The sequence below is a fragment of the Pseudomonas sp. 58 R 12 genome, from assembly GCF_900005865.1.
GTDB lineage: Bacteria > Pseudomonadota > Gammaproteobacteria > Pseudomonadales > Pseudomonadaceae > Aquipseudomonas > Aquipseudomonas tritici.
In genome coordinates, this window is sequence record NZ_CVTP01000008.1 from 226,084 (window position 1) to 240,541 (window position 14,458).

At 57.5% G+C, this 14,458-nt stretch carries 15 protein-coding genes; 8 read left to right on the plus strand and 7 right to left on the minus strand.

Annotated elements, in window-relative coordinates; genetic code table 11:
• Window positions 1-30: 30 nt before the first annotated feature.
• The gene (locus tag BFP95_RS04470; RefSeq protein WP_065880541.1) at window positions 31-924 is read right to left on the minus strand and encodes a DMT family transporter; all 894 of its coding nucleotides are present in this window, start codon (window positions 922-924) and stop codon (window positions 31-33) included.
• A 107-nt stretch (window positions 925-1,031) separates the two neighbouring features.
• Here BFP95_RS04470 and BFP95_RS04475 point away from each other — a divergent pair, with 107 nt between their 5' ends.
• The 3 genes from BFP95_RS04475 (at window position 1,032) to BFP95_RS04485 (ending at window position 4,105) form a co-directional block, all read left to right on the plus strand.
• A complete protein-coding gene (locus tag BFP95_RS04475) occupies window positions 1,032-1,901 on the plus strand; it encodes a LysR family transcriptional regulator (protein WP_065873050.1) in 870 nt (289 codons plus the stop codon).
• 98 nt (window positions 1,902-1,999) lie between these two features.
• The gene (locus BFP95_RS04480; RefSeq protein WP_065873049.1) at window positions 2,000-3,541 is read left to right on the plus strand and encodes an EAL domain-containing protein; all 1,542 of its coding nucleotides are present in this window, start codon (window positions 2,000-2,002) and stop codon (window positions 3,539-3,541) included.
• Window positions 3,542-3,739: 198 nt separating this feature from the next.
• Window positions 3,740-4,105, plus strand: a complete 366-nt coding sequence (locus BFP95_RS04485) for a histone-like nucleoid-structuring protein, MvaT/MvaU family (protein ID WP_065873048.1) — start codon at window positions 3,740-3,742, stop codon at window positions 4,103-4,105.
• 112 nt (window positions 4,106-4,217) lie between these two features.
• Here BFP95_RS04485 and BFP95_RS04490 read toward each other — a convergent pair whose 3' ends face one another.
• Complete coding sequence (locus tag BFP95_RS04490) at window positions 4,218-4,754, minus strand: DUF4946 domain-containing protein (RefSeq protein WP_065873243.1); 537 nt, start codon at window positions 4,752-4,754, stop codon at window positions 4,218-4,220.
• Between the two features lie 195 nt (window positions 4,755-4,949).
• On the opposite strand from BFP95_RS04490, the gene gloA reads away from it, so the two are divergent.
• Window positions 4,950-5,471, plus strand: a complete 522-nt coding sequence (gloA, locus tag BFP95_RS04495) for a lactoylglutathione lyase (protein WP_065873047.1) — start codon at window positions 4,950-4,952, stop codon at window positions 5,469-5,471.
• A 51-nt stretch (window positions 5,472-5,522) separates the two neighbouring features.
• Here gloA and ahpF read toward each other — a convergent pair whose 3' ends face one another.
• The 3 genes from ahpF to BFP95_RS04510 all read right to left on the minus strand — a co-directional run bounded on the left by ahpF (window position 5,523) and on the right by BFP95_RS04510 (window position 8,853).
• Complete coding sequence (ahpF, locus tag BFP95_RS04500) at window positions 5,523-7,088, minus strand: alkyl hydroperoxide reductase subunit F (RefSeq protein WP_065873046.1); 1,566 nt, start codon at window positions 7,086-7,088, stop codon at window positions 5,523-5,525.
• Window positions 7,089-7,211: 123 nt separating this feature from the next.
• Window positions 7,212-7,775, minus strand: coding sequence for an alkyl hydroperoxide reductase subunit C (gene ahpC, locus BFP95_RS04505; protein WP_003173835.1), 564 nt, complete (start codon window positions 7,773-7,775; stop codon window positions 7,212-7,214).
• Between the two features lie 145 nt (window positions 7,776-7,920).
• Entirely contained in the window at window positions 7,921-8,853 is a 933-nt protein-coding gene (locus BFP95_RS04510; protein WP_065873045.1) for a site-specific integrase, read from the minus strand.
• A 170-nt stretch (window positions 8,854-9,023) separates the two neighbouring features.
• Here BFP95_RS04510 and BFP95_RS04515 point away from each other — a divergent pair, with 170 nt between their 5' ends.
• Window positions 9,024-10,031, plus strand: coding sequence for a DNA-binding protein (locus tag BFP95_RS04515; protein ID WP_065873044.1), 1,008 nt, complete (start codon window positions 9,024-9,026; stop codon window positions 10,029-10,031).
• Here BFP95_RS04515 and gorA read toward each other — a convergent pair whose 3' ends face one another.
• Both gorA and galU read right to left on the minus strand, forming a co-directional pair.
• On the minus strand, window positions 10,032-11,390 hold the full coding sequence (gene gorA / locus BFP95_RS04520) for a glutathione-disulfide reductase (protein ID WP_065909368.1): 1,359 nt from the start codon (window positions 11,388-11,390) through the stop codon (window positions 10,032-10,034).
• Between the two features lie 105 nt (window positions 11,391-11,495).
• Window positions 11,496-12,335 (minus strand): UTP--glucose-1-phosphate uridylyltransferase GalU, encoded by an 840-nt coding sequence (gene galU / locus BFP95_RS04525; RefSeq protein WP_046068218.1) that lies wholly within the window; start codon window positions 12,333-12,335, stop codon window positions 11,496-11,498.
• Between the two features lie 307 nt (window positions 12,336-12,642).
• Here galU and BFP95_RS04530 point away from each other — a divergent pair, with 307 nt between their 5' ends.
• From BFP95_RS04530 to BFP95_RS04540, 3 genes are all read left to right on the plus strand, one after another.
• On the plus strand, window positions 12,643-12,828 hold the full coding sequence (locus BFP95_RS04530) for a hypothetical protein (RefSeq protein WP_049713265.1): 186 nt from the start codon (window positions 12,643-12,645) through the stop codon (window positions 12,826-12,828).
• Window positions 12,829-13,307: 479 nt separating this feature from the next.
• Window positions 13,308-13,829, plus strand: a complete 522-nt coding sequence (locus BFP95_RS04535; protein ID WP_225930629.1) for a fimbrial protein — start codon at window positions 13,308-13,310, stop codon at window positions 13,827-13,829.
• Window positions 13,830-13,878: 49 nt separating this feature from the next.
• Entirely contained in the window at window positions 13,879-14,439 is a 561-nt protein-coding gene (locus tag BFP95_RS04540) for a fimbrial protein (protein ID WP_065880547.1), read from the plus strand.
• Window positions 14,440-14,458 lie beyond the last annotated feature (19 nt).

Sequence of the window (14,458 nt, forward strand, 5' to 3'; positions counted from 1 at the left end):
ACAGCGTAACCGTATTTGTCCGTACTCTTATCAAATCCCCAATGCCCTGGCACGTGCAAGGGGTTTATTGCACAGGTAGATGCCGAGCAGGATCACCGCGCCACCGGCCAGCATCGGCGCAGTCAACGGCTCGCCCAACAGCAAAGCGCCAGAGATCACGGCGGTTAGCGGGTTGAGCGCGATAAATACGCCGGAACGTGTCGCGCCGATTTGGCGGATGCCATCGTAATAGCCGATATAGGCCAGCGCCGACCCCAAAACGCCCAGGTACACCAGGCTCAGTACTTGCGGGGCATGCAGGCTGCCAATCGCCTCGACCGAGAAGCGGCCCATGATCAGCGTGGTTGCGGTGAGCATCACGGTGCCCATCAATATCGACCAAGTCACCGTCTGCAGCGGCCCGAGGCGCTGGTTCAATCCACGGGAAAACAGCGAGTAGACGCTCCATCCCACTACGCACCCGACGATCAGTAAATCCCCACGCCAAGTGTTGGTTGCTTCGCTCAGCACCTGGGGGTTGCGACTGACGATGACCAGGGCGGCGCCCGTCAGGCATAACGCGATACCCAGGATTTTGCTGGTGTTCAGGCGATCCTTGAATAACCACCAGGACGCCAGGCCGATCACTGCCGGGTTCAACGCCACGATCAATGAAGCCCGCGACGCATTGATGTACTGCAACCCGTAGAAGAAACACAGGTTGTAGAAAAAGATGCCGAAAAAACCCAGCATCACCAGTTGTGCCATTTGCCTGGGGCTTGGACGGGCCAGTGGGATGCGCGCCAGCCCCATGAACGCCAGCAATGCCAGGCTGGCTAGCAGAAACCGCAGGCTGGCCGCGAGCAAAGGGTCGATCGCCGCACTGAGGTAGCGACCGGCCACGAAGGTACCGCCCCAAATCATGGTGACGGCAGCCAACTTCATATACGTGATGCGATCCGAGGGCAAATGCACAGGCTGAGGCTCTAATGACTTGAGGGTTGGCCCATTCTTCTGGTAATACATCGTCATCGTAAAATGAGTGATTACTCATGACCCTGACCCAACTCGAAATATTCTCCCAAGTGGCCGAGCTGCACGGTTTTACCAGCGCGGCCCACCGCCTGGGTATCAGCCAGTCGGCGGTGTCCCATGCAATCAAGGGTCTGGAACAGGAACTGGGCGTGGCATTGTTCAGGCGTCACCAGGCTCAGGTGGAACTCAGTGATATTGGCGCGCAATTGCTCGGGCGCGCCCGGGCAATGCTTGGCCTGGCGAACACCTTGCAACAGGAAGCGGCGGATGCGCGGGGCATGAAACGCGGGACGCTGCGCATCGGTTCCTTTGGCCCGACGGCCTCGAATCACCTGCTGCCGAAGATCCTCAGCCAGTTCCACCTGGATTACCCTGGCATTGAAGTGCATGTGGACGAAGGGCCGGACAGGCAGGTTATCCAATGGCTCGACGAGCGTCGTATCGATATTGGCTTTGTGGTGCTGGAACAGGAACGCTTCGACACCTTCGCCCTGTTCGAGGACCAGATGGTTGCGCTGCTGCCCGCAGACCATCATCTGGCCGCGTGCGAACAGGTCAGCCTCAAGGACTTGTGCAGCGAACCCTTCGCCCTGACTGAGGCCGGCTCCACTGAGCTGGTGGTGCGGCTGTTCAACGAGGCGCGGCTGACGCCAAACGTGCGCTATCGCTGCTCACAGTTGCTGAGCACGCTGGAAACCGTCAGCCGGGGTGAGGCCGTGAGCGTGGTGGCACAAGCCTCCTTGCCGGCTGGGTGCGACCCGCGTTATGTGCAGCGCGCGCTGTCACCGCGTGTGCCACGCCAAGTGGGCCTGGCGGTACTGGACCGGCGCCAGTCTTCCCCCGCAACCCTCGCCTTTATCCGCATTGCCCAAGGCCTGGAACTGTAGCGCTGGCTACTGGCCAAACGGCTAGGTACGGCGAGCGTATTTGGGCCAAGCCAACTATCATCGATTGAATCTGACACAGGCAACAGGCCGTTTACTTCATGCCCCTGACCATCAACGGCCCGCGAAAACGCGCCACGCGTTACTTGATCACATCCTTGAGTGCCTTGCTGCCGATTGCACTCGGGCTGGTCATCCTGCACTGGCAAGCCGAACGCACCCTGCAGCAAAGCACCGCCCAGACAGCCCAGGAAGCCGTGCGCCAATTCGACTTGATGCTCGATAACACCGCACTCGCCGCCCAGGCCTTGCTGCCTTTGGCGGGGCAACCTTGTGACAACAGTGCACAGTTGGCCCTGCGCGAACAGGTCACGCGTCGGCCGTTTGTGCGCGCGACCACCTTGTCCTGGCAGAAAAATATCTATTGCAGCTCGCTGTTTGGCGATAACTACGCGTCACCGGTCAACCCGGATGACTACGTCGACGGCCGCTTATGGTTGATGAATGGCAACCCGGTGACGCCGGATACCGCTCTACTGGTTTACCGGTTGGTCGACGGCGACAAGGCCGCTTTTGCGTCGATTGATGGCTATCACCTGACCAACGCGCTGCGCTTGATCAGCCGTTACGCCTACCTGGTCCTGCAAGTTGGCCCAAATTGGCTAGGGGCTGATGGCAAGGTGCTTAACACCGCCACACCCGTTTTTGCGGTGGCGCATCATCAGCTGGTATCCGATCGCTATCACTACAGCGTCACCGCTGGCATGCCGGCAGGTGAAGTGTGGCGGTACATGCAGGCCCGGTATGCGGCGTTGTTCAGCCTGGTGGTGTTCTTTGGCGTGCTGGCGGGCGTATTGGCGCATTGGCTGCAAAAGCGCTCTTCAGCGCCGACCCAGGAACTGCAACGGGCGCTGGGCGCCAATGAATTCATTCCGTATTTCCAGCCAGTGGTGCGCGGCGATACGCGCGAGTGGGCCGGCTGCGAAGTTTTGATGCGCTGGCAACACCCGAAGGAAGGTCTGGTGCGTCCTGACCTGTTCATCCCCCTGGCCGAGCATTCGGGCCTGATTGTGCCGATGACCCGCGCCCTGTTGCGCCAGACCGCCGCGCAACTGTCGCCGCACGCCGCGCGCTTCAGCCCTGGCTTTCATATCGGCGTAAATATCACCGCACGCCATTGCCAGGACCTGGCGCTGGTGAATGACTGTCGGGAGTTTCTCGCCGCCTTCCCCGTGGGCCAAGTGACGCTGGTGCTGGAACTGACCGAACGTGAGTTGATCGAGCCCAGCGATATCACCCGGCGCTTGTTCGACGCGCTGCATGAACTGGGCGTGATGATTGCCATCGACGACTTTGGCACCGGTCATTCCAGCCTGGGTTACTTGCGCAACTTCAATGTCGACTACTTGAAGATCGACCAGAGTTTTGTCGCCATGATCGGCGCCGATGCACTATCACGGCATATTCTGGACAGCATTATAGAACTGTCTGGCAAGCTCGACCTGGGCATCGTTGCAGAGGGTGTGGAAACCGCTCAACAGTGTGATTATCTAGCCAGTCAAGGTGTGGATTTCCTGCAGGGCTATCTGTTCGGAAGGCCTTTGCCCTGCGATGAATTTATTAAATCCCTAGCCAGCCATTGAATAGCCACACACTCTATGCCCTGAAATAATGTTATTTAGACAAAAGACATGATTTACTCGCAGCGGATTAACTACTACAATTTTTCCTGCCTGTGCAGAATTCGCAGGACGACTTCTTTCTTGGGTCGCCTTAAAGCGCTTGGTTTATAGCTTTGTCTGCAGTTGATATCAGCCAACACCATTATTGGAGTACAGATTTTGTCCAGACTCGCCGAATTTCGCGCAGCAGAAAAGGCCCTTCAAGAGCAGCTTGCCCAGCTGGAATCCCTGAAGAACGACGCCGGCCTGAAGAAAGAAATCGAATTCGAAGAAAAGCTTCAAGCCCTGATGAAGACCTATGGCAAAGGCCTGCGCGACATCATTTCCATCCTTGATCCAAACCCTGGCAAGTCCAGCGCTGCTGCCGCTACCGCACCAAAACAGCGCCGTGCACGCGTGGTCAAGGTTTACCAGAACCCACACACCGGTGAGCTGATCGAAACTAAAGGCGGGAACCACCGTGGCCTCAAGGCCTGGAAAGAACAGTACGGCGCCACCACTGTAGATTCCTGGCTGCGCGGCTGATCACACCGCACTAACAAAGAGCCCCGCTTATGCGGGGCTTTTTTATTTCAACGGTTCGAAATCGAACTTAAATAACGTTTCATCATGTTCATAATCGATGGGCATTACATACTTAAAGTTTCAGGCTATCGCGCACCGAACTGACTTCGTCCTTGCTTGCCTCGTATGCATTCGCCTGCCCCGCGTATGAAAAAACATACGCCTTATCGGCATCAACCGCCCCGACCAATGTTTGCGAAAGCACGTGACGCCCGTTTTCGGTTATCACACAGGTAGTTTCCAGCGCATCAAGACGGCTCAATGTTGTAGGGCGCATCTTGCTGCACACACTTTGATAACCGCCCTGGGCAAAATCTTTCTGAATCGACTTGCGCATCTCCAGCAGTACACCTTGAAGATTAACCTTGTGCCCCGCCTCAATCGGCGTGCCGGTCAACTCCATGACCATCAAGGTCGCGCCGTTTTCATCGTTCTTGATCGCCCGTTGCCGAGAGACAGGCTGAGGTTTACCGGGCGCGTCGCCATCGGGCGTCACCTCTTCGATTTGCCAGCCGCTGGGCCAATGAATCTCAGGGTCGGCCGCCAATACGAAAGGACTGCCCAACAGCAAACACACAGCGCTCAACAACGGTTTACGAAGTTCGATCATTGCGAAAAACACCCAAGGTTCAAGCGCCAAAGTTTGAGGCCCTGCCCCACTGGTCGCAAGGCCTGTGTGGCCTTTTTCATTTGGCGCGCGGCGCAGGCCTTGCGTATCATGCCCTGGCTGCAAGGATGCCAGCCGCAAGCCAAGGACCTGCTCACATCTTAGAGCCGCGTTTGCCCCATTTTTTCTGGAGGGCCCATGAGCCTGCACGAACTGAACACTTTCCCGGGCGTCACTGCCCAACCTGACACCGCCACCACGAACTTCGTGTTCAACCACACCATGCTGCGGGTCAAGGACATCACCCAGTCGCTGGACTTCTACACGCGCGTCCTGGGCTTTTCGCTGGTTGAGAAACGCGACTTCCCGGAAGCCGAATTCAGCCTGTACTTCCTGGCCCTGGTGGACAAATCCCAGATCCCGGCCGACGCTGCCGAACGTACCCAGTGGATGAAGTCGATCCCAGGTATCCTGGAGCTGACTCACAACCACGGCACCGAAAACGACGCCGACTTCGCCTACCACAACGGCAACACCGACCCGCGTGGCTTTGGCCACATCTGCATCTCGGTACCGGATATCGTCGCGGCCTGTGAGCGTTTCGAAGCCCTGGGCTGTGACTTCCAGAAGCGCCTGAGCGATGGCCGCATGAAAAGCCTGGCATTCATCAAGGACCCGGATGCGTACTGGGTTGAGATCATTCAGCCAGCGCCGATGTAAACAAAAAAACCCCATGATCGCTCATGGGGTTTTTCATTTCCGGCCCGGGATTTACGCCGGCGCGGAAGTACGGATCAAGTGATCGAAAGCACTCAGTGAAGCTTTGGCGCCCTCGCCCACTGCGATCACAATCTGCTTGTAGGGCACAGTCGTGACGTCGCCGGCAGCAAACACACCTGGCAATGAAGTCTCGCCACGCGCATCGACGATGATCTCGCCGCGAGGCGTCAGCTCGACAGTGCCTTTGAGCCAATCGGTGTTGGGCAGCAAGCCGATCTGCACGAAGATACCTTCGAGGTCGATAGTCTTAAACTCGCCGCTGTCGCGATCCTTGTACGCCAAGCCGGTGACTTTCTGGCCATCGCCTTTCACTTCACTGGTCAGTGCACTGGTGATCACGTCAACGTTCGGCAGGCTGTAAAGCTTGCGCTGCAACACAGCGTCGGCGCGCAACTTGCTGTCGAACTCAAGCAAGGTGACGTGGCTGACGATCCCGGCCAAGTCGATGGCCGCTTCAACGCCGGAGTTACCGCCGCCGATCACTGCCACACGCTTGCCCTTGAACAACGGGCCATCGCAGTGTGGGCAGAAACACACGCCTTTAGCCTTGTATTCCTGCTCGCCCGGCACACCCATTTCCCGCCAGCGAGCACCGGTGGCCAGGATCACGGTTTTGGACTTGAGCGTCGCACCGCTTTCGAAGCGAATCTCGTGCAACTCACCGGCGTTTTTCGCAGGGATCAGGCTGCTGGCACGCTGCAGGTTCATGATGTCCACGTCGTACTGACGCACGTGGGCTTCCAGGGCGCTGGCCAGTTTCGGGCCTTCGGTTTCCTGTACCGAGATAAAGTTCTCGATGGACATGGTGTCCAGCACCTGCCCACCAAAACGCTCAGCCGCCACGCCGGTACGAATGCCTTTACGTGCGGCGTAGATCGCAGCCGCAGAACCGGCCGGGCCACCGCCGACGACAAGGACGTCAAAGGCGTCTTTGGCGCTGATTTTCTCGGCGGCCTTTTCGATACCGCTGGTGTCGAGCTTGGCGAGGATCTCTTCCAGGCCCATGCGGCCCTGGCCGAAGTTCACACCATTGAGGTACACGCTCGGCACTGCCATGACCTGGCGCTCGTCGACTTCAGCCTGGAACAACGCGCCGTCGATAGCGACGTGGCGGATGTTCGGGTTAAGCACAGCCATCAGGTTCAGCGCCTGGACCACGTCCGGGCAGTTCTGGCACGACAGCGAGAAGTACGTCTCGAAGCTGAACTCGCCTTTAAGGGCGCGAATCTGTTCAATCACTTCGACACTGGCCTTCGACGGGTGGCCACCGACTTGCAGCAGGGCCAACACCAACGAAGTGAATTCATGGCCCATGGGGATACCGGCGAAACGCAGGCTGATCTCGGCACCCGGGCGGTTGATGGAGAACGAAGGCTTACGCGCATCATCGCCATCGGTTTTCAGGGTAATCAGCGTAGTGAGGCTGACGACGTCCTGAAGAAGGGCAAGCATTTCCTGGGATTTCGCACCGTCGTCGAGAGAGGCAACGATCTCGATCGGCTGGGTGACCCGCTCCAGGTATGACTTCAACTGAGCTTTAAGATTGGCGTCCAACATACGGGCGATTTCCTTGAATTCTGGGTATAAAAAAACGCCCGAGCGAATCTCGCCCGGGCGTTTTTGAGGGCGGTTGCAGCTTACTGGGTAGGTGCGGAATACCGCCCTTGAGGCTTCACAGACTTAGATCTTGCCGACCAGGTCCAGGGACGGAGCCAAAGTGGCCTCGCCTTCTTTCCACTTGGCTGGGCACACTTCGCCTGGGTGGGCAGCTACGTACTGAGCGGCTTTGATTTTGCGCAGCAGCTCGGAAGCGTCACGGCCAACACCACCGTCGTTCAGCTCAACGATCTTGATCTGACCTTCTGGGTTGATCACGAACGTACCGCGGTCTGCCAGGCCAGCTTCTTCGATCAGTACGTCGAAGTTGCGGGAGATGGTCAGGGTTGGGTCGCCGATCATGGTGTACTGGATTTTGCCGATGGCTGGCGAAGTGTTGTGCCAGGCAGCGTGGGCAAAGTGGGTGTCGGTGGAAACGCTGTAGATCTCGACGCCCAGCTTCTGGAATTCGGCGTAGTTGTCAGCCAGGTCTTCCAGTTCGGTTGGGCAAACGAAGGTGAAGTCGGCTGGGTAGAAGAACACAACGGACCATTTGCCTTTCAGGTCAGCGTCGGTCACATCGACGAAGTTGCCGTTTTTGTAGGCGGTCGCTTTGAACGGTTTTACTTGGCTGTTGATGATAGGCATCGTTGACTCTCCGTCAGGGTTTGTAGAAGGGCTTAGTAAGTTGATGAAGTGAATCCTACCGACTCTCTCTGACGATGGCTCATTGGCAAACCTCATGCTGACGATTGGTTTTCCCTATCAGGTGACTGTATTAATAGAAGAAATCTCAAAGCAGCGGTTGCGTCGCCAAAGTCATGCCTAGAAAGGGCGTCGCTTCAACATAGCGCATGGCAGATTTCATGTCGCTCCAGCCGACGTAACTCATCAACGACTTCAAATCCCAGCCACTGCGATGCGCCCACGTGGCAAAGCCTCGGCGCAATGAGTGGCTGGTGTATTGCTCGGCGGGGATGCCGGCGCGTTCCAGCGCCTGGCGCAACAATGGAATCACGCTGTTGGGGTGCAACCCCTCCGCCCCGAGGTTGCCCCAGCGATCAATGCCGCGAAACACCGAGCCACGCACCAGGGCCGAGGCACTGAGCCATTCACTGTAGGCTTGCACCGGGCACAAACGCAGCAGCGCCGGGGTGTGATAAGTCTTGCCGAGGTTGTCGCGGTCGCTTTTGCTGCGCGGTAGATAAAGGCTAATGCCGGTACCCGGTGTGGCCTGCACATGCTCAATATCGAGGCGACACAGCTCATCGCTGCGAAAGCCACGCCAGAAACCCAACAGAATCAGCGCAGTATCCCGCTTGGCACGCAGCAACCGGGGCTGATCCTGTGCCTGGGCTGCCTCTTTCGCGTCGACCTCAAGCGAAGCAACCACCTGTTCCAAATGCTTGAGCTGCAACGGCTCGGCTTGCTTCTCCTGCGCTGGGTGCACGGCACGAATGCCCTTGAGCACCTTGCGCACCACCGGTGCTTTGGTCGGGTCGGGAAACCCCTGGCTCGTATGCCATTGCGCCAACGCCGACAGGCGCAGCTTCAAGGTGTTGACGGCCAACACGCCTGCGTGAGCGACCAGGTAGCGCGCCACGCTGTCGCTGGTCGCAGGCAGGAACCCGCCCCAACTCACTTCAAAGTGCTCGATAGCGGCGCGATAACTGCGTCGCGTGTTGTCGCGGGTGGCGGCGTTGAGATAACGATCGAGATCGCTCATAGAAGGCCTATTCGTACTGCTGGCAGGTGTTTTCGCGGATAAAACGCTGATGACACGGGATAATACGCCAATATCCCATCTGTTAATTCATGATTTTCAACAAGTTTTAATGCATGATATAGTACGTAAATACATACTACGTACCACGGTACTAAATCGACGGAGACCCCATGGCTCGCGGCGGCATCAATAAAGCAGTAGTTCAAACGGCACGCCTGGCGATCATCGCCCGCGGCGAAAACCCCAGCATCGACGCGGTGCGTATCGAAATGGGTAACACGGGCTCTAAAACCACGATTCATCGGTATTTAAAGGAGCTGGACGAGAGCGAAACCCGCCTCACCATCACCGAAGCGCCGATCGACGATGAGCTTGGCGAGCTGGTGGCGCGGCTGGCTCAACGCCTGAAGGAGAAAGCCCAGGAGCCAATCGATCTGGCCCTGGCGCAATTCGAGCAGCAGAAAGCCGCCCTGCTCGCCCAGATCGAAGACCTTGAGGAGGCTCACAGCCAACTCAAGCAACAATTCGATATCCAATCCGCGGCCCTGGCAGAAGAAAGCGCAGCGCTGCAAACGGCCAGCACCAGCCTGCAGACCGAGCAAACCCGTAACGCCGGGCTGAGCCAGGCGTGCAGCGATTACGAGCTACGGATCAACGACAAGGACGAACAGATTCGTTCGCTGGAAGAAAAGCACCTGCACGCCCGCGATGCCCTGGAGCATTACCGCAATGCGATCAAGGAACAGCGCGAACAGGAACAGCGCCGCCACGAAGGGCAGCTGCAACAGGTACAGGCCGAATTGCGCCAGGCCCAGCAGAGCGCGATGGTGCGCCAGGATGAGATCACCCAACTGCATCGCGACAATGAGCGACTGTTGATCGAACATCGCGTGACCGCGAAGGAGCTGGCTGCGCTGCAAGAACAATCGCGCAAAGACCAGGCTCAGCAGCTCCATCTGAGCGAGCAGGTAAGCCTGATTGAAAGCGAACGCACCCTGCTTCAGGAGCGTCTGCGGGTTGCCGTGCTGGAGAGCCAATCACGCCAGGAAGCGTTGACCGAACACCAGCACACCAACAAAACCTTGGAACTGGACCTGATCAAGGCCCAGGCGAGCATCGAGGCATTGCGCCTGGCCGCCGCCATTGCAACGGCGCCAGAGGCAACACCCGAGGCTTGATCAGTTCGCCACAGGCGTGCGCATGGTGACGAACTCTTCCGCCGCCGTGGGATGCACGCCGATGGTCTCATCGAAATGTTGCTTGGTCGCTCCCGCCTTGAGCGCAATCGCCAGGCCCTGGACGATCTCACCGGCATCCGGGCCGACCATGTGACAACCCAGCACCTTGTCGGTGTCGGCGTCGACCACTAACTTCATCAGGGTCTTTTCCTGACATTCGGTCAGGGTCAACTTCATCGGCCGGAAACGGCTTTCGAAGACCTGCACCTTATGGCCCTTCTCTTTCGCTTCTTCTTCGCTCAGGCCAACCGTGCCGATGTTTGGCAGGCTGAATACCGCGGTCGGGATCATCGCGTAATCCACAGGGCGATATTGCTCCGGCTTGAACAGGCGCCGCGCCACGGCCATGCCTTCGGCCAGGGCAACCGGTGTCAGTTGCACGCGCCCGATCACGTCGCCGATGGCCAGGATCGACGCTTCGGCGGTCTGGTACAGATCATCCACTTCAACGAAACCGCGCTTGTCGAGTTTGACCCCGGTGTTTTCCAGCCCCAGATTGTCCAGCATCGGACGCCGACCTGTGGCGTAGAACACGCAGTCAGCCTCCAGCACGCGACCGTCTTTCAGCGTGGCTTTGAGGCTGCCATCCGCTTGTTTGTCGATGCGCTCGATGTCGGCATTGAATTGCAGGTCCAGGCCGCGCTTGGTCAACTCGTCCTTCAGGTGCGTGCGCACCGAACCGTCGAAGCCGCGCAGGAACAGGTCACCGCGATACAGCAACGAGGTCTGGGCGCCCAAGCCGTGGAAAATCCCAGCGAATTCAACCGCGATATAACCCCCGCCAACCACCAGCACGCGCTTAGGCAACGCTTTGAGGAAAAACGCCTCATTGGAGCCAATCGCGTGTTCACGCCCTGGAATCTCCGGAATCTGCGGCCAGCCACCGGTGGCGATCAGAATGTGTTTGGCGGTAAAGCGCTCACCGTTGATTTCCACCTGATGCGGATCAACCAGGCGCGCATGCCCCTCATGCAGGGTCACGCCGCTGTTGACCAGCAGGTTGCGGTAGATGCCGTTCAGGCGGTTGATTTCACGGTCTTTATTGGCGATCAGGGTCGCCCAATCAAAGTTCGCTTCCCCCAAGGACCAGCCAAACCCGCTGGCCTGCTCGAAATTTTCGGAAAAATGTGCGCCGTACACCAACAGTTTTTTCGGCACGCAGCCGACGTTGACGCAAGTACCACCCAGGTAGCGGCTTTCCGCCACGGCCACCTTGGCACCAAAGCCAGCGGCAAAACGCGCTGCGCGAACACCGCCGGAACCGGCGCCAATTACATACAGGTCAAAATCGTAGGCCATTTCACTCTCCTCGGCAGGACATCAGCATACCGACTTAGATGGGGCTGAAAAACGAAAAAGCCACCCGAAGGTGGCTTTCTCTTACAACAGACGGGCTAACGTGGATCAGTAAGCCTTGCCGGTCTTGTAGAAGTGCTCAAAGCAGAAGTTGGTCGCTTCGATATAGCCTTCAGCGCCGCCGCAGTCAAAACGCTGGCCTTTGAATTTGTAGGCGATCACGCAACCATCTTTGGCTTGCTTCATCAGGGCGTCAGTGATCTGGATCTCGCCGCCTTTACCTGGCTCCGTTTCTTCGATCAGTTTGAAGATGTCCGGCGTCAGGATGTAACGACCGATGATCGCCAGGTTCGACGGCGCATCTTCAGGGGCTGGCTTCTCGACCATGTCACGAACGCGGATCAGGCCGTCGCCAATGTCGTCACCGGCAATCACGCCGTATTTGTTGGTTTGCGATGGATCGACTTCCATGACCGCAACAATGGTGCAACGGTATTTCTGGTACAGCTTGACCATTTGGGTCAGCACGCCGTCGCCGTCGAGGTTCACACACAGGTCATCCGCCAGTACCACAGCGAACGGTTCGTCACCGATCAGCGGGCGACCGGTCAGGATAGCGTGGCCGAGGCCTTTCATCTGAGTCTGACGGGTGTAGGAGAACGAGCACTCGTCCAGCAGCTTGCGGATGCCGACCAGGTATTTCTCTTTGTCGGTGCCTTTGATCTGGTTTTCCAGCTCGTAGCTGATGTCGAAGTGATCTTCCAGCGCGCGCTTACCACGGCCGGTCACAATGGAGATTTCGTTCAGACCGGCATCCAGTGCCTCTTCGACGCCGTACTGAATCAGTGGCTTGTTCACCACCGGCAGCATCTCTTTGGGCATGGCCTTGGTCGCTGGCAAGAAGCGAGTGCCGTAACCGGCTGCTGGGAACAAGCATTTCTTGATCATATGGGTCCTTACAAAGGGCTGTGCGTACGGAATTCGGCGCAGTCTAATGAGGCCGCAGGCACCTTACAATGGGTCCTGCTGGCGTTGCGATGTCATCATAGAGAAAAAATGTCAGCGTAAGTTCCGCTGGTCTTGTGAAGAGGGTCTCCACCGACACGGCAAAAAACGCCTGCACCTCAGTGTTTCTATGGGCTGCATCCTTTTTAGCATGCTTTTGCGATCAGGACACTGACCTAGAATAACTTGCCCGGCCCTGCAACATTTGGCGCTATCATTACGCCCTTGAACCACACGACGAGATTGATAGATGTCAGAACCCAAAGGCGTAAACGGCTACCTGATCACGCAGCGAGCGGACGGTTGGCACCTGATCAATTTCCACGGCGACAGTGTCGCCGGGGCCTTCGCCACCGAAAGCCAAGCGATTGCGGTAGCCGAAGTATTTGTGGATGAAGCGGGTCACGCGTCGAGCAAACGGCCGAAAGGCAAGTAAGTTCCGCTGCGCTGCGCATGAAGCCCCGTTGTACGGGGCTTTTTTGTGGGCACCTATAAGGGTTGTTGCGCAGTAACAAAGCGACACTGGACAGTGTTGCACCAATGATCCTGTAATCCTATTCTTACAGCCCTGATAACAACTAAAAACCCATCCAAAACTGTTTGTAGTTAATGTCTTACAGGCAATTATTGATTTTTGGCAAAATGCCATACCCCTCTTACAAGCGGTCATATGATAAGGCTACGCAACTAAGCGAATTAGGCGATTTAATTCTTTTAACACAAGCCTGACAATGGCCCAAGTTCGAGCGTAGCCGCCATTTGCAATACAAGTAATTGGAAGATCCGATACTTTATCTGCAATGCGATCAGCGCCGAACTGAGTGCCCCGCACGTTTTAGATTAAGACGCGACGGTGGGTCCACGCCTGCCTGCAGGGTTTCTTTGTGACGGTTACTTATAGATGGGTCTTTGCTGATGAAAAATGAAATGAAAACTGCGCTGTTGTCTATTGGGCTGTTGGTCGGCTCGATGTCCGGTGCCCAGGCGGCAGATGGAACAATTACGTTTACCGGATCAGTCCACTCGGGTGCCTGCTCCATCAAACCTGAATCAGTCGACCAGACCATTCCCCTAGGGGCGATTGCCAAGCATCAACTGCAAGCGGGCGGTTCCTCCAACCCTCGGAGCGTGCTGATTAAACTGGAAGGCTGTGACCTGACGGGTCTTACGGATAACACCGTGACCACGACCTTCACCGCCGCGCCGTCTTCTGCCGTTCCAGGCGGAATCGGCACCGTCGGCGGCGCCGGCAACATCGGCATCATGATGACCCACGGCAACACCCCCGTTGAACTGGGTGTTCCCACCACGCCTCAAGGGATTGTGGCCGGGGACAACACGCTGGAGTTCGGCGCTTATGTAAAAGGTGGCGCCACGGGTGACATCGTCCCAGGTGATTTCAGCGCCGTCACCAATTTCACCCTGGCTTATCAGTAAGCGCTTCCCCCGCCACCTCAGTGGCGGGGGAATCTGATGGGAGATAACGGTGAAAACATTCATAAGCGTCGCACTCGCCTCTTCTCTGACGATGTTCATCAGTCCAGGCGTTGCCGGGCAGGTACCCACCCAAGGCGATGGCATCGTCACGTTAAATGGAGAGGTCATTGACTCTGCGTGCGGGCTGGAATTGGCCAGCGCCGATCAATCCATCGAGATGCCTCCCGAACCCATCGGTCGCCTGTTGCGCAATACCGTAGGCGCACCTCACCCCTTCCAGTTGCGCCTGGTCAATTGCTCATTAACTCGCCCTGACCCGTCGCGCCCCGGTGAAACCCTGCCCGACTGGCAGCACCTGCGCGTCACGTTTGACGGCGCTCGCGATAGAGAAGGTCGCTCTTTCACGGCTTTCGGTGATTCGCAAGGCGTCGCGTTTCATATCTGGGATTCAGCAGGTCAGGAAAGTGTCCCAGGTGTGCCAATGGGCTTACACCCATTAAAGGAAGGCGACATGACACTCGACTACACGCTTCGTCTAGTCGGCAACGGACTGCCTTTGGTGCCGGGCGCTCATCTTGCCGCTGTGCGGTTTGAGTTGGAATACTTTTGAACAGTGATGGATTGCCTTC

Excerpts from the sequence above, each read along its gene's own strand:
- BFP95_RS04510 (WP_065873045.1), bottom strand. The coding sequence starts at position 8,853 with ATGAGCGATCTCGATCGTTATCTCAACGCCGCCACCCGCGACAACACG.
- gloA (WP_065873047.1), top strand. The coding sequence starts at position 4,950 with ATGAGCCTGCACGAACTGAACACTTTCCCGGGCGTCACTGCCCAACCT.
- gorA (WP_065909368.1), bottom strand. The coding sequence starts at position 11,390 with ATGGCCTACGATTTTGACCTGTATGTAATTGGCGCCGGTTCCGGCGGT.
- BFP95_RS04530 (WP_049713265.1), top strand. The coding sequence starts at position 12,643 with ATGTCAGAACCCAAAGGCGTAAACGGCTACCTGATCACGCAGCGAGCG.
- ahpC (WP_003173835.1), bottom strand. The coding sequence starts at position 7,775 with ATGCCTATCATCAACAGCCAAGTAAAACCGTTCAAAGCGACCGCCTAC.
- BFP95_RS04490 (WP_065873243.1), bottom strand. The coding sequence starts at position 4,754 with ATGATCGAACTTCGTAAACCGTTGTTGAGCGCTGTGTGTTTGCTGTTG.
- BFP95_RS04535 (WP_225930629.1), top strand. The coding sequence starts at position 13,308 with ATGAAAAATGAAATGAAAACTGCGCTGTTGTCTATTGGGCTGTTGGTC.
- BFP95_RS04515 (WP_065873044.1), top strand. The coding sequence starts at position 9,024 with ATGGCTCGCGGCGGCATCAATAAAGCAGTAGTTCAAACGGCACGCCTG.
- galU (WP_046068218.1), bottom strand. The coding sequence starts at position 12,335 with ATGATCAAGAAATGCTTGTTCCCAGCAGCCGGTTACGGCACTCGCTTC.
- ahpF (WP_065873046.1), bottom strand. The coding sequence starts at position 7,088 with ATGTTGGACGCCAATCTTAAAGCTCAGTTGAAGTCATACCTGGAGCGG.
- BFP95_RS04480 (WP_065873049.1), top strand. The coding sequence starts at position 2,000 with ATGCCCCTGACCATCAACGGCCCGCGAAAACGCGCCACGCGTTACTTG.
- BFP95_RS04475 (WP_065873050.1), top strand. The coding sequence starts at position 1,032 with ATGACCCTGACCCAACTCGAAATATTCTCCCAAGTGGCCGAGCTGCAC.
- BFP95_RS04470 (WP_065880541.1), bottom strand. The coding sequence starts at position 924 with ATGAAGTTGGCTGCCGTCACCATGATTTGGGGCGGTACCTTCGTGGCC.